Here is a 13964-nt window from a genome sequence, read left to right on the forward strand (position 1 = left end):
AGGGGCGTCCCGACCATCCGCAACCTTCGGCCGGACGGAGCGCCGCGGGGAGGGGCGGGTCAGGGGTGGGTGCCGTGTTCCTTGCGGGCCTGGTCGGCCAGATGGGCGGGCATCGGGTCGTAGCGGACGAACTCGCGGCGGAAGGTGCCGGCGCCGGCGGTCATCGAGCGCAGCTCGACGGCGTACCGGAGCAGCTCCGTCGCCGGGACCTCGGCACGGACCAGGGTGCGGCCCTCGGCGTCCGGGTCCGGCTCGGTGCCGAGCACCCGGCCCCGCCGGCCCGAGAGGTCGCCCATCACCGCGCCGACCGACGAATCGGGCACCCGGATGGTCACCTCGTCAACCGGCTCCAGCAGCGCCGGCTGCCCCTTCTCCGCGGCGTCCCGCAGCGCCAGGGCGCCGGCGGTCTGGAACGCGGCGTCGGAGGAGTCGACGCTGTGCGCCTTGCCGTCGAAGAGGGTCACCCGCAGGTCCACCACCGGGTAGCCGGCGACCAGGCCGCGCTCCATCTGCCCCCGGACGCCCTTCTCCACGGACGGGATGTAGTTGTGCGGGACGGCCCCGCCGACCACCTTGTCGACGAACTCGAAGCCGGCGCCCCGGGGCAGCGGCTCCACCTCGATGTCGCAGACGGCGTACTGGCCGTGCCCGCCGGACTGCTTGACGTGCCGGCCGTGCCCCTTGGCGGCGACGGTCAGCGTCTCGCGCAGCGCCACCCGCACCGGCTCGGTCTCCAGCTCGACGCCGCCGCTGCGCAGCCGGTCGAGCACCACGTCGGCGTGCGCCTCGCCCATGCACCAGAGCACCAGCTGGTGGGTCTCCGCGTTGCGGTCCAGGCGCAGGGTCGGGTCGCCGGCGACCAGCCGGCCCAGGTTGCGGGCCAGGGCGTCCTCGTCGGCCCGGCTCTTCGCCACGATCGCCACCGGCAGCAGCGGCTCGGGCATCTCCCAGGGCGCGATGAGCAGCGGCTCCTCCTTGGCGGAGATGGTGTCGCCGGTCTCCGCGCTGCCCGACTTGGTGAGCGCGCAGATGTCACCGGCGACGCAGAGCGGCACCTCGCGCAGCGTCGCGCCGAGCGGGCTGTAGATGTGCCCGACCCGCTCGTCGGCGTCGTGGTCCGGGTGGCCGCGCTCGGCCATCCCGTGCCCGGAGACGTGCACCACCTGGTCGGGGCGGAGCGTGCCGGAGAAGACCCGGACCAGGGAGACCCGCCCGACGTGCCGGTCGACGGTGGTCTTGACCACCTCGGCGACCAGCGGCCCGTCCGGGGCGCAGGTCAGCGGCGACCGGGGCGAGCCGTCCACTCCGGTGACCGCCGGCAGGTCGTGCTCCAGCGGGGAGGGGAACGCCGAGACGAGCCCGTCGAGCAGCACGTCCAGCCCGACGCCGGTCTGCGCGCAGACCGGCACCACCGGGTAGAAGTGACCCCGGGCGACCGCCTTCTCCAGGTCGGCGATGAGCACCTCGGTGTCGATCTCCTCGCCGCCGAGGTAGCGGTCCATCAGGGTCTCGTCCTCGCTCTCGGCGATGATCCCCTCGATCAGCTCGTTGCGGGACTCCACGATCGCCGGCAGGTGCTCCGGGTCGGGCTCGCGCACCGCCGCCGGCAACCCGGCGGTGTAGTCGAAGACCCGCCGGGTGATCAGCCCGAGCAGGCCGACCACGGACACGCCGTCGTCGCCGAGCATCGTCAGGTGGAGCGGGAGCACGTTGTCGCCGAAGACCCGCTGGCAGAGCGCCACCGCCTCGTCGAAGTCGGCGCGCGGGTGGTCCAGCCGGGTCACCGCGACGGCGCGCGGCATGTCGACGGCGGCGCACTCCTCCCAGAGCGCGGCGGTGGCGGTGTCCATCCCGTCCACCGCGGAGACCACGAAGAGGGCCGCGTCGGCGGCGCGCAGGCCGGCGCGCAGCTCGCCGACGAAGTCCCCGTACCCGGGGGTGTCGAGGAGGTTGACCTTGACGTCGTTGTGCAGCAGCGGGGCGCAGGCCAGGCTCACCGAGCGCTGCTGGCGTACCGCCGCGGGGTCGTGGTCGCAGACCGTGGTGCCGTCGGTGACGTTGCCGGCCCGGCCGATCGTGCCGCTCGCCGCGAGCAGCGCCTCGACCAGGGTGGTCTTGCCCGCGCCGGAGTGCCCCACGAGCACCACGTTGCGAACCCTGTCGGGTTCGGTCACCACCGGCGCGCCGCCGGTGACACCCTTCTCCTGATTTTTCTGCGCCATCGCGGCGCACCTCCCTCAGCCGTGGTGGTGGCGACCGCCGCGCGCGACGGGGAAGCGGGCCCGGGCGGGTGCCGCGGCGATATCCTCCGGTGGTCTTTTGGACGACGGGTAATCAACGGGCGGGTCGGTGAGCTGGCTCACCTCCCGCTTCCGATCTCACACCTGTTGCCCACCCCGCACAAGCCTCCCTCCCGCGGGTCGGCACGACCGGCCGTATCGCGGACCGCTGCCGGCCGTTATCGTGGGACCGCCATGGCGAAGATCTTCCAAGTGACGGCCCGCGCGGGGATGACCCGCGTCGTGGAGCCGGTTGCGCGCGGCCTGCTCCGCGCGGGCGTGTCCCCCAATGCGGTCACCGTGACCGGCACCCTCGGCGTGCTCGTCGGCGCGCTCGGCTTCGGCGCCCGCGGGCACCTGGTCGCCGGTGCCCTGATCGTCACGGTTTTCGCGCTCACCGATCTGCTCGATGGGACGATGGCCCGGATGAGCGGCGGCTCCACCCGGTTCGGCGCGTTCCTTGATTCGAGCATGGACCGGATCGCCGACAGCGCCGTCTTCGGCGCGGTCGCGTACTGGTTGGCCACCCAGGGCGACCACGCCGGGACGGCCGCGGCGCTGATCTGCCTGGCCGCCGGCGGGCTGGTCTCCTACGTCAAGGCCCGGGCCGAGGGGCTCGGCATGACTGCCAACGTGGGCGTCGCCGAGCGCACCGAGCGGCTGCTGATCGTCGGGGTGGGCGGCCTGCTCACCGGCCTCGGCGTGCCGCTGGCCCTGGAGATCGCGCTCTGGCTGCTGGCCGCCGTCTCCATCTTCACGGTGGGGCAGCGGATGGCCCACGTGTACCGGCAGGCCCAGCTGGTCGGCCGGGAGTGAACCTCACCGAGCTCGGCTACGTCGCCGGCTGGCGCCTGGTCCGCGCGCTGCCCCGGCCCGTGGTGGCCGCGGCCTTCCGGGTGGGCGCAGACAGCGCCCACCGCAAGGGCGGCGGCGGTACGGCCCGACTCCGCGCCAACCTGCGCCGGGTGGTCGGCCCCGACCTGCCCGAGGCCGAGCTGGACGCGCTGGTCCGGCGCGGTCTGCGGTCGTACGCCCGGTACTGGATGGAGGCCTTCCGGCTGCCCGCGCTGAACCGCCGGCAGATCCTCGCCGGGTTCCGCCTTGACGGGCAGGAGAAGCTCGCCGCCGACGTGGCGGCCGGCCGCGGAGCGGTGGTGGCGCTGCCGCACGCCGGCAACTGGGACGCCGCCGGCGCCTGGGTCGCGGCCACCGGCTGGCCGATCACCACCGTCGCAGAGCGGCTCAGGCCGGAGGGCGTCTACGAGCGGTTCCTCGCCTTCCGGCAGGGCCTGGGCATGGAGATCCTGCCCACCCACGGCGGCGAGCGGCCGGCGTTCGACGTGCTGGTGGACCGGCTGCGGGCGGGGGCGGTGGTGCCGCTGCTGGCCGACCGGGACCTCTCCGCCCGGGGCATCGAGGTCGAGTTCTTCGGCGGCCGGACCCGGATGCCGGCCGGGCCGGCCCTGCTCGCGCTGCGCACCGGGGCGCCGCTCTACGTCGCTTCCCTCTGGTACGAGCCGGACACCGCGTGCGCCGCCCTCGAGGGGCCGTTGGAGCTGCCCGATCCGGACAGCGGGCCGCTGGACCAGCGGGTCCGGACGCTGACCCAACGCATTGCCGACGGTCTCGCGGCGGGCATCGCCCGCCATCCTGAAGACTGGCACATGTTGCAGCGGATGTGGCTGGACCAGCGCACGGCGACCGACGGCGGGACCGCGGCGCAGCCGTCGGCCGCCACCCGGACAAGCTGAGGGAGCGGGCGCAATGCGGATCGGCATCGTGTGCCCGTACTCCTTCGACGTCCCCGGCGGGGTGCAGAACCACGTCATGGACCTTGCCGAGGCGTTGATCGGGCTGGGGAACGAGGTGAGCGTGCTCGCCCCGGCCGACGAGGACTCGTCGCTGCCGCCGTACGTGGTGTCGGCGGGGCGGGCGGTGCCGCTGCCGTACAACGGCTCGGTGGCCCGGATCGCGTTCGGGCCGGTCTCCACCGCCCGGGTGCGGCGCTGGATCACCCGGGGCGACTTCGACGTGCTGCACGTGCACGAGCCGCTGACGCCCAGCCTCTCCATGCTCGCCGTGCTCTGCGCCCGCGGCCCGGTGGTGGCCACCTTCCACACCGCGATGACCCGGTCCCGGGTGCTCTCCGCCGCGCAGGGCGTGCTGCAGATCCTGCTGGAGCGGCTCACCGCCCGGATCGCGGTCAGCGCCCTCGCCCGCAAGGTGCAGGTCGAGCACATGGACGGCGGCGCGGTGGAGATCCCGAACGGGGTGACCGTGGCCAAGTTCGCCGGGGTCGCGCCGCTGCCCGGCTGGCCGGGGGAGTGCGGGCCGGGCACCGGCGGCACGCTCGGCTTCCTGGGGCGGTTCACCGAGCCCCGCAAGGGCTTCCCGATCCTCCGGGACGCGTTCGTCGCGCTCGCCCCGCACCGGCCCGGGCTGCGGCTGCTGGTCGCCGGCCCGGGCGACCCGGACGACCTGTACGACCAGTTCCCCGCCGCGCTGCGCGACCGGGTCACCTTCCTCGGCCTGGTCTCCGAGGCGGACAAGGCACGCATGCTGCGCAGCGTGCACCTCTACGTCGCACCGAACACCGGCGGGGAATCCTTCGGGATGATCCTCACCGAGGCCCTCGCCGCCGGCACCACGGTGGTCGCCAGCGACCTGGACGCGTTCCGCCGGGTGCTCGACGGCGGGCGGGCCGGCCGGCTCTTCCCGACCGGCGACCCAGCCGCGCTGCATACGGCGCTCGCCGCGCTGCTCGACGACGCCGACCAGCGGGCCGCGCTGACCGCCTGCGGCGACCAGGTGGTGGCGAATTTCGACTGGCCCGTGGTTGCCCGCCGCGTTCTGGAGGTATACGCAGCGGCGATCGAAGCCACCGACGGTCGGGTCATCGACCAGGAATGGGTGGGGATGGGCTGAGCGGCGGGGCCGCTGGGGCCGATGTGACGAGCGCGTCGGCGACAGCCGCGCCGAACCGGGCGGGAACGGAGCAGCACTACGATGCCGGGCATGTGGTGGGTGGTGGGCGCGGTCCTGGTCGTCGGGCTCGTCGGGGCGTACCTGATCTGGACGGCCGGCCGGGTCGAGCGGCTGCAGGCCCGCGCGGAGTCGGCTGCCCGGGCGCTCGACGCGCACCTGCTGCGCCGCGCGGCGGCCGCGGCGGTCCTGGCCGAGCAGCGGTACGGCGTGGAGCTGTACGCGGCGGCCCGGATCGCCCTGGACGCCCCGCCCGAGGAGCGGGAGGCGGCCGAGAACGACCTCACCCGGCAGTTGCGCGGGGTCCAGCTGGACCCGGCCGACCGGGCCTGTGAGGCGGTGATCGCGGCCAGTCGGCGGCTGGCGCTGGCCCGGCAGGTGCACACCGACCTGGTCCGGGACGCGCGGTCGGCCCGCAGCCGTCCGCTGGTACGCCTGTTACGGATGGGACGCCGGCACCAGTGGCCGCGCTACTTCGACGTCGACGACCCCACCCTGGCCGTCCCGGCGGACGTCACCACCGGCTGACCGGGCCGCCGGCCGCGCTCAGCGGCCCTGGTCAGGGGTGATGCGGGCCACAGAGCAGGCCACCGTGGGTCTGATTGGCTGTCGGACCGGCGTTGACGCCGTCGTAGCATTTCTGCAGCCACCCCCTGAGCACGCCCAAGGAGCGATGACCCGTGCCCGAATCCACCTCCCCGAACGCCAACGCCACGCCCGTCGTCGGCACCGCCCGCGTCAAGCGGGGCATGGCCGAGATGCTCAAGGGCGGCGTGATCATGGACGTGGTCACCCCCGAGCAGGCCAAGATCGCCGAGGACGCCGGCGCGGTCGCCGTCATGGCGCTGGAGCGCGTGCCCGCGGACATCCGCGCGCAGGGCGGCGTCTCCCGGATGAGCGACCCGGACATGATCGACGGCATCATCGAGGCCGTCTCCATCCCGGTGATGGCCAAGGTCCGCATCGGCCACTTTGTCGAGGCGCAGATCCTCCAGTCGCTCGGCGTCGACTACATCGACGAGTCCGAGGTGCTGACCCCGGCGGACTACGCCAACCACATCGACAAGTGGGCCTACACCGTCCCCTTCGTCTGCGGTGCGACCAACCTGGGCGAGGCGCTGCGGCGGATCACCGAGGGCGCGGCGATGATCCGCTCCAAGGGTGAGGCCGGCACCGGTGACGTCTCCAACGCCACCACCCACATGCGCAAGATCCGCCAGGAGATCCGTCGGCTGCAGTCGCTGCCGGAGGACGAGCTCTTCGTCGCCGCCAAGGAGCTGCAGGCGCCGTACGAGCTGGTCAAGGAGATCGCCCAGACCGGCAAGCTGCCGGTGGTGCTGTTCACCGCGGGCGGCATCGCCACCCCGGCCGACGCCGCCATGATGATGCAGCTCGGCGCCGAGGGTGTCTTCGTCGGCTCCGGCATCTTCAAGTCGGGCAACCCGGCCCAGCGCGCGGCCGCGATCGTCAAGGCGACCACCTTCCACGACGACCCGGACGTGCTGGCCAAGGTCTCCCGCGGCCTGGGCGAGGCGATGGTCGGCATCAACGTCGACGAGATCCCGCAGCCGCACCGCCTGGCCGAGCGCGGTTGGTGACGCCGATGGGTGACCAGCCGAAGATCGGTGTCCTCGCGCTGCAGGGGGACGTGCGCGAGCACGTCGCGGCCCTGGCCGGCGCGGGCGCGGACGCCCGCCCGGTCCGCCGTCCGGCGGAGCTGGACGCGGTCGACGGGCTGGTCATCCCCGGGGGCGAGTCCACCACCATCAGCAAGCTCGCCGACATCTTCGAGATGCGTGAGCCGATCGACAAGCGGATCGCCGGCGGCATGCCGGTCTACGGGTCCTGCGCCGGCATGATCATGCTGGCCACCGAGGTCCTGGACGGCCGGCCCGACCAGCGCGGCTTCGCCGGCATCGAGATGACGGTGCGGCGCAACGCCTTCGGCCGGCAGGTCGACTCGTTCGAGGCGCCGGTGGCGATCACCGGGGTCGAGGGCGAGCCGTTCCACGCCGTCTTCATCCGGGCCCCCTGGGTCGAGCGGGTCGGCGAGGGCGTCGAGGTGCTGGGCCGGGTCACCGACGGGCCGGCCGCCGACCGGATCGTCGCGGTCCGGCAGGGCAACCTGGTGGCCACCTCGTTCCACCCGGAACTCACCGGTGACCTGCGGCTGCACCGCTACTTCGTGGAGCTGGTCCGCGCCGCCTGAGGCGTCCGACCCGGGCCTCCCTCCCGTCGGGAGGGAGGCCCGCTCCACGCCCGGCCGGTGCGTGTGTGACACCGCCGGGTGCGACCTCGGTAGGATTGCCGCGGTTCGGCAGGGCTCACCGCCCGCCGCAGCCCTCCACCTGACCGGCGCCGGTCCAGGCGGTGGAGCTGGCGCGGACAGTCGACGCAGGCGTGAGTCAACAGACGGAGGTATGAGATGTCCGGCCACTCAAAGTGGGCGACCACCAAGCACAAGAAGGCCGTCATCGACGCCAAGCGCGGCAAGATGTTCGCCAAGCTGATCAAGAACGTCGAGGTCGCGGCCCGGACCGGCGGCGGCGACCCCGCCGGCAACCCGACGCTCTACGACGCCATCCAGAAGGCCAAGAAGAACTCGGTACCGAACGACAACATCGACCGCGCGGTCAAGCGGGGCTCCGGCCTGGAGGCCGGCGGCGCCGACTGGCAGACGATCATGTACGAGGGCTACGGCCCGAACGGCGTGGCGATGCTCATCGAGTGCCTCACCGACAACCGCAACCGCGCCGCCACCGAGGTACGGACCGCGCTGACCCGCAACGGCGGCTCGCTCGCCGACGCCGGCTCGGTGTCGTACATGTTCTCCCGCAAGGGCGTGGTGATCGTCCCCAAGGCCGGCACGACCGAGGACGACGTGATGATGGCGGTCCTCGACGCCGGCGCCGAGGAGGTCAACGACCTCGGTGAGGCGTACGAGGTGGTCTCCGAGCCGACCGACCTGATCCCGGTCCGCACCGCCCTGCAGGACGCCGGCATCGAGTACGAGTCGGCCGAGTCCTCCCTCATCCCCAGCATGAACGTGCCGCTGGACGAGGAGGGCGCGCGCAAGGTCTTCAAGCTGATCGACGTGCTGGAGGACTGCGACGACGTGCAGAACGTCTACGCGAACTTCGACGTCCCCGACGACGTGATGGCGGCCGTCGACGCCTGACCCGGCGCGGCGGGCCCCGGCCCGCCGACCGAGGGTCCGCTGCGGGACCTGTGGAGCTGATGTCGCAGACGAATCGCCCGGCGCGACCGGCTGATTCGTTGACGGCATCAGCTCCACAGCGTCCGGTGGGGACCTTCCCGCACCCGGCGGTAGCCTGCGGCGTCCAGGTCGTACTCCGGCTTCGGCGCGGCGCTGCGCCACGCCGCAGCGTCGCCGCCCGCCGCCGCGTTCTGTTGGCGGCCAGCCGGTAGAGCCAGGTGTGGAACGAGGACCGGGCCTCGAAACCGGTGATGCCCCGGGCCAGCGCGAGCAGCGTGTCCTGGCACGCCTCCTCGGCGTCCTCCCGGTTCGGCAGCAGGCGGGCGCAGAGGCGCAGCACTTCCGGGCGGACGGCCACCAGCAGGGCGTCGAGCGCCGCCCGGTCGCCCAGCGAGGCCGACCCGGCCAGATCGTCGATACCGTCCGCGAGGGGCATGACGCCCTCCCGTGCTCGCCGATGTGCTTGCCGTCCAGGCTACGACCGGTTGCGCGGCCCCGGCCCGGCCGAGTCCGGCAGCCGACTCGCCGCCCCGCCCAGGGTCGGCGCGGGAGATCCACGCCACCCGACGGTGATCTGTCCGCGCGGCTGCTGGAGGTGCCTTCGAGGGCGGGGATAGGGTGGGCCGACCGACTTCTCACCACCCACGAAGCCGACCCGGGGGGCGCCACGCATGGGCGATTCGTTCGCGCATCTGCACGTGCACACTGAGTACTCGATGCTCGACGGGGCGGCCCGGCTCAAGGACCTCTTCGCCGAGGCGAACCGGCTCGGCATGCCGGCGGTGGCCATCACCGACCACGGCAACATGCACGGCGCGAACGACTTCTACAAGCAGGCCATGGCCGCCGGGATCACCCCGATCCTGGGCGTCGAGGCGTACGTGGCGCCGGAGTCGCGCTTCCACAAGGCGCGGGTCAAGTGGGGCCGGCCGGAGCAGAAGAGCGACGACGTTTCCGGTAACGGCGCGATCACCCACAAGACCATGTGGGCGCGGAACGCCACCGGCCTGAAGAACCTGTTCACGCTGAACTCGCGCGCCTCCATGGAGGGCCACTACGTCAAGTGGCCCCGGATGGACATGGAGCTGATCGCCGAGCACGCCGAGGGCATCATGGCCACCACCGGCTGCCCCTCGGGCGCGGTGCAGACCCGGCTGCGGCTGGGCCAGTTCGACGAGGCCCTCAAGGTCGCCGCCAGCTACCAGGACATCTTCGGCAGGGAGAACTACTTCCTGGAGATCATGGACCACGGCCTCGACATCGAGCGCCGGGTCCGCGACGGGCTCACCGAGATCGCCCGCAAGCTCGACATCCCGCCGGTGGTCACCAACGACTCGCACTACACCCACGAGGCCCAGTCCACCGCGCACGACGTCCTGCTCTGCGTGCAGACCGGCAGCAACATCGACGACCCGAACCGGTTCCGCTTCGAGGGCGGCGGCTACTTCATCAAGTCGGCCGAGCAGATGCGCGCGGTCGACTCCTCGGAGCTGTGGCAGCAGGGCTGCCGCAACACCCTGCTGGTCGCGGAGAAGGTCGACCCGACCGGGATGTTCGAGTTCCACAACCTGATGCCGCGCTTCCCGGTCCCGGAGGGGGAGACCGAGGAGTCCTGGTTCCGCAAGGAGACCTTCGCCGGGCTGGCCCGCCGCTACCCGGGCGGCATCCCCGAGGGGCACCTGGTCCAGGCCGAGTACGAGCTGGGCGTCATCAACCAGATGGGCTTCCCGTCGTACTTCCTCGTGGTCGCCGACTTCATCCAGTGGGCGAAGAGCCAGGGCATCGCCGTCGGTCCGGGCCGTGGCTCGGCCGCCGGCTCGCTCGTCGCGTACGCCCTGGGCATCACCGACCTGGACCCGATCCCGCACGGCCTGATCTTCGAGCGGTTCCTCAACCCCGAGCGCGTCTCGATGCCGGATGTCGACATCGACTTCGACGAGCGTCGGCGCGGCGAGGTGATCAGGTACGTCACCGACAAGTGGGGCGAGGACAAGGTCGCCCAGATCGCGACCTTCGGCACGATCAAGGCGAAGGCCGCGATCAAGGACTCGGCCCGGGTGCTCGGTTTCCCGTACGCGGTGGGCGACCGGATCACCAAGGCGATGCCCCCGGCGGTGATGGGCAAGGACATCCCGCTCACCGGCATCTTCGACCCGAAGCACCCCCGGTACGCCGAGGCCGGCGAGATCCGTGGCCTCTACGAGTCGGACCCGGACGTGCGCAAGGTGATCGACACCGCCAAGGGCATCGAGGGGCTGATCCGGCAGACGGGTGTGCACGCCGCCGGCGTCATCATGTCCGCCGAGCCGATCATCGAGCACATCCCGCTGATGCGCCGGGACGCCGACGGGGCGATCATCACCCAGTTCGACTACCCGACGTGCGAGTCGCTCGGGCTGTTGAAGATGGACTTCCTCGGCCTGCGGAACCTGACCATCATCGACGACGCGGTCAAGAACATCGAGCTCAACCACGGCAAGCAGCTGGACCTGCTGTCCCTGCCGCTGGACGACAAGGCCGCCTACGAGCTGCTGGCCCGGGGCGACACCCTCGGCGTGTTCCAGCTCGACGGCGGGCCGATGCGCTCGCTGCTGCGGCTGATGAAGCCGGACAACTTCGAGGACATCTCCGCCGTCCTGGCGCTCTACCGGCCCGGCCCGATGGGCGTCGACTCGCACACCAACTACGCGCTGCGCAAGAACGGCCAGCAGGAGATCACCCCGATCCACCCGGAGCTCGAGGAGCCGCTGCGGGAGATCCTCGCCCCCACCTACGGCCTGATCGTCTATCAGGAGCAGGTGCAGCGCGCCGCGCAGATCCTCGCCGGTTACACCCTCGGCCAGGCCGACCTGCTGCGCCGGGCGATGGGCAAGAAGAAGAAGGAGATCCTCGACAAGGAGTTCATCCCGTTCCGGGACGGCTGCCGGGAGCGCGGCTACTCCGACGAGGCGATCCAGGCGGTGTGGGACGTCCTGGTCCCGTTCGCCGGCTACGCCTTCAACAAGGCGCACTCCGCCGCCTACGGGCTGGTCTCGTACTGGACCGCGTACCTCAAGGCCCACTACCCGGCCGAGTACATGGCCGGGCTGCTCACCTCCGTCGGTGACGACAAGGACAAGATGGCGCTCTATCTCTCCGAGTGCCGCCGGATGCGCATCCAGGTGCTGCCGCCGGACGTGAACACCTCCGCCGGGCCGTTCACCCCGGTCGGCAAGGACATCCGCTTCGGCCTGGCCGCGGTGCGCAACGTCGGCGCGAACGTGGTCGCCTCGATCATGCGGTGCCGCGAGGAGAAGGGCGAGTACGCCGACTTCTACGACTTCCTGTCCAAGGTGGACGCGGTCGTCTGCAACAAGAAGACCATCGAATCGCTGATCAAGGCCGGCGCCTTCGACTCGCTCGGCCACCCGCGCAAGGGCCTGCTCGCCGTGCACGCCGACGCCATCGACGCGTACGCCGACGTCAAGCGCAAGGAGGCGGTCGGCCAGTACGACCTCTTCGGCGCCGGCTTCGGCGAGGCGGACACCGGCGGCAGCACCACGGTCATGCCGACCATCGGCGAGGGCGAGTGGGACAAGCGGGACAAGCTGGCCTTCGAGCGGGAGATGCTCGGCCTGTACGTCTCCGACCACCCGCTCTTCGGCCTGGAGCACGTCCTCGGCGCGGCGGCGGACACCACGATCGCCGCGCTCGCCGAGGAGGGCGGGGTGCCCGACGGGGCGGTGGTCACCCTTGCCGGCATCCTCTCCGGCGTGCAGCGCCGGGTCACCAAGCAGGGCCGGGCCTGGGCCTCGGCCACCCTGGAGGACCTGGCCGGCGGGGTGGAGGCGCTCTTCTTCCCCAACACCTATGAGGTGATCGGGCAGTACATCGCCGAGGACGCGATCGTGGTGGTCAAGGGGCGGGTGGACCGCCGCGACGAGACGCCGCGGATCATGGCGATGGACATGTCCATGCCGGACGTCAGCAGCAACCCGGCGAACAAGCCGGTCACCCTCACCATCCCGGTGCACCGGTGCACGCCGCCGCTGGTGGAGCGGCTCAAGGAGACCCTGGTGCTGCACCCGGGCGACACCGAGGTGCACGTCAAGCTGCTCAACGGCGGCAAGGTGACGACGCTGCGGCTCGGACCGTTCCGGGTGGCGGCCACCACCGCGCTGATGGGTGACCTGAAGAGCGTTCTCGGCCCCACCAACGTCAGCTGAACCCGGCCCCGACGGGTGAGTTGACGTTTATTCACCGCTTCTGTCTTATTTGTCCGTTATCTTGGGCGGATGCCCCGCAGACGACTGCTGGCCGCCGTCCCGATCCTGTTCCTGCTGGGCGGGTTCGTGGCCTGCACCAGCCGGGAGCCCACCAGGGAGGCCCTGACCGGCCGGTCGACCGTCGCCCCGTCAGCTGCGGCCTTCGGGCCACTGGTGGCGGGCATGCCGACGTACCCGACCGCCGGGAACGTCTACGCGGCGGCCGCCCCCGGCCGGCTCACCGGGCAGGTACGCGGCGACCGGCCGATGGTCTACGTGCCGAACACCAAGAGCAACGACGTCTGGCTGATCGACCCCGCGACCTACCAGGTGGTGGGGCGGTTCGCCGGCGGGCCGGAGCCGCAACACGTGGTCCCCTCCTACGACCTGCGCACGCTCTACGTGGCCTCCAGCGAGGTCCCCCGGGGCGGGCTGGTCCCGATCGACGCCCGGACCGGCAAGCCGGGCAGGTTCATGAAGCTCGAGGACGTGTACAACCTCTACTTCACCCCGGACGGCAAGCAGGCGATCGTGGTCGCCGAGGCGTACCAGCGCCTGGACTTCTACGACGCGGCCACGTGGCGGCGGGTGAGATCCGTCCGGTTCCCCGAGTGCGGTGGCATCAACCACATGGACTACTCCGCCGACGGCCGAACCATGTTGTTCAGTTGCGAGTTCGCCAACCGGATGCTGGTACTGGACACCACCAGCCTCCGCAAGCTCCGCGACTTCCGGCTCACCGAGGCGGCCGACGGCATGCCTCAGGACACCCGGCTCACTCCGGACGGGCAGCATTTCCTGGTCGCGGACATGCACGCCAACGGGGTGTACGTCTTCGACGGCCAGGCCACCCGGCAGACCGGATTCATCCGCACCGGGCGGGGCGCACACGGCATCTACTTCAGCCGCGACGCCAGACTGGCCTACGTCACCAACCGCGACGAGGGCAGTGTGACCGTACTCGACCTGGCCCGCCTGAAGCCCACCACCACCTGGCGGATCCCCGGCGGCAGCCCGGACATGGGCGGCCTCTCAGCCGACGGCAAGCAGCTCTGGCTCTCCGGGCGCTACCACGACGAGGTGTACGTGTTGAGCACGGAGACCGGCAAGCTGCTCGCCCGCATCCCCGTCGGCCGAGGCCCCCACGGCCTGGCCGTCTGGCCGCAGCCCGGTCGCTATTCTCTCGGGCACACCGGAAACATCCGGTAGGACAGGGCCCGTCCCGACCGGTCCCTCCGTGGC

General features: G+C 71.9%; 11 protein-coding genes. 9 read left to right on the forward strand and 2 right to left on the reverse strand.

The features are described from left to right. Window positions 1–59: 59 nt before the first annotated feature. Entirely contained in the window at window positions 60–2222 is a 2163-nt protein-coding gene (locus EV384_RS15790; protein ID WP_130334179.1) for an elongation factor G-like protein EF-G2, read from the reverse strand. A 252-nt stretch (window positions 2223–2474) separates the two neighbouring features. Between EV384_RS15790 and pgsA the strand changes: the two genes are divergently transcribed. The 7 genes from pgsA to EV384_RS15825 all read left to right on the forward strand — a co-directional run bounded on the left by pgsA (window position 2475) and on the right by EV384_RS15825 (window position 8439). Further along, window positions 2475–3095 carry a phosphatidylinositol phosphate synthase gene (pgsA, locus tag EV384_RS15795; RefSeq protein WP_130334181.1) on the forward strand — a complete coding sequence of 207 codons (621 nt, stop codon included), beginning with the start codon at window positions 2475–2477 and terminating at the stop codon, window positions 3093–3095. Continuing rightward, on the forward strand, window positions 3092–4030 hold the full coding sequence (locus EV384_RS15800) for a phosphatidylinositol mannoside acyltransferase (protein ID WP_130334183.1): 939 nt from the start codon (window positions 3092–3094) through the stop codon (window positions 4028–4030). The genes pgsA and EV384_RS15800 overlap by 4 nt, the downstream gene beginning before the upstream one ends. Before the next feature lie 13 nt (window positions 4031–4043). Then, entirely contained in the window at window positions 4044–5204 is a 1161-nt protein-coding gene (locus EV384_RS15805) for a glycosyltransferase family 4 protein (protein WP_130334185.1), read from the forward strand. A gap of 81 nt (window positions 5205–5285) precedes the next feature. Continuing rightward, the gene (locus tag EV384_RS15810) at window positions 5286–5789 is read left to right on the forward strand and encodes a hypothetical protein (RefSeq protein ID WP_130334186.1); all 504 of its coding nucleotides are present in this window, start codon (window positions 5286–5288) and stop codon (window positions 5787–5789) included. Window positions 5790–5941: 152 nt separating this feature from the next. After that, window positions 5942–6859, forward strand: coding sequence for a pyridoxal 5'-phosphate synthase lyase subunit PdxS (gene pdxS, locus EV384_RS15815; RefSeq protein WP_130334188.1), 918 nt, complete (start codon window positions 5942–5944; stop codon window positions 6857–6859). 5 nt (window positions 6860–6864) lie between these two features. Continuing rightward, window positions 6865–7470, forward strand: coding sequence for a pyridoxal 5'-phosphate synthase glutaminase subunit PdxT (gene pdxT, locus EV384_RS15820; protein ID WP_130334190.1), 606 nt, complete (start codon window positions 6865–6867; stop codon window positions 7468–7470). 216 nt (window positions 7471–7686) lie between these two features. After that, a complete protein-coding gene (locus EV384_RS15825) occupies window positions 7687–8439 on the forward strand; it encodes a YebC/PmpR family DNA-binding transcriptional regulator (RefSeq protein WP_130334192.1) in 753 nt (250 codons plus the stop codon). On the opposite strand, the gene EV384_RS15830 is transcribed toward EV384_RS15825, so the two are convergent. Then, on the reverse strand, window positions 8342–8914 hold the full coding sequence (locus tag EV384_RS15830) for an RNA polymerase sigma factor (protein ID WP_130334194.1): 573 nt from the start codon (window positions 8912–8914) through the stop codon (window positions 8342–8344). The genes EV384_RS15825 and EV384_RS15830 overlap by 98 nt on opposite strands. A gap of 235 nt (window positions 8915–9149) precedes the next feature. On the opposite strand from EV384_RS15830, the gene dnaE reads away from it, so the two are divergent. Both dnaE and EV384_RS15840 read left to right on the forward strand, forming a co-directional pair. Further along, window positions 9150–12683, forward strand: a complete 3534-nt coding sequence (gene dnaE / locus EV384_RS15835; RefSeq protein WP_130334196.1) for a DNA polymerase III subunit alpha — start codon at window positions 9150–9152, stop codon at window positions 12681–12683. 69 nt (window positions 12684–12752) lie between these two features. Next, complete coding sequence (locus tag EV384_RS15840) at window positions 12753–13931, forward strand: YncE family protein (RefSeq protein ID WP_130334198.1); 1179 nt, start codon at window positions 12753–12755, stop codon at window positions 13929–13931. Window positions 13932–13964: the final 33 nt, after the last annotated feature.

The sequence above is a fragment of the Micromonospora kangleipakensis genome (assembly GCF_004217615.1).
Taxonomy (GTDB): Bacteria; Actinomycetota; Actinomycetes; order Mycobacteriales; family Micromonosporaceae; genus Micromonospora; species Micromonospora kangleipakensis.

Coding starts and splice junctions, on each gene's coding strand:
- pdxT (WP_130334190.1), top strand. CDS start 6,865: ATGGGTGACCAGCCGAAGATCGGTGTCCTCGCGCTGCAGGGGGACGTG.
- pgsA (WP_130334181.1), top strand. CDS start 2,475: ATGGCGAAGATCTTCCAAGTGACGGCCCGCGCGGGGATGACCCGCGTC.
- dnaE (WP_130334196.1), top strand. CDS start 9,150: ATGGGCGATTCGTTCGCGCATCTGCACGTGCACACTGAGTACTCGATG.
- EV384_RS15830 (WP_130334194.1), bottom strand. CDS start 8,914: ATGCCCCTCGCGGACGGTATCGACGATCTGGCCGGGTCGGCCTCGCTG.
- EV384_RS15790 (WP_130334179.1), bottom strand. CDS start 2,222: ATGGCGCAGAAAAATCAGGAGAAGGGTGTCACCGGCGGCGCGCCGGTG.
- EV384_RS15840 (WP_130334198.1), top strand. CDS start 12,753: ATGCCCCGCAGACGACTGCTGGCCGCCGTCCCGATCCTGTTCCTGCTG.
- EV384_RS15805 (WP_130334185.1), top strand. CDS start 4,044: ATGCGGATCGGCATCGTGTGCCCGTACTCCTTCGACGTCCCCGGCGGG.
- EV384_RS15810 (WP_130334186.1), top strand. CDS start 5,286: ATGCCGGGCATGTGGTGGGTGGTGGGCGCGGTCCTGGTCGTCGGGCTC.
- EV384_RS15825 (WP_130334192.1), top strand. CDS start 7,687: ATGTCCGGCCACTCAAAGTGGGCGACCACCAAGCACAAGAAGGCCGTC.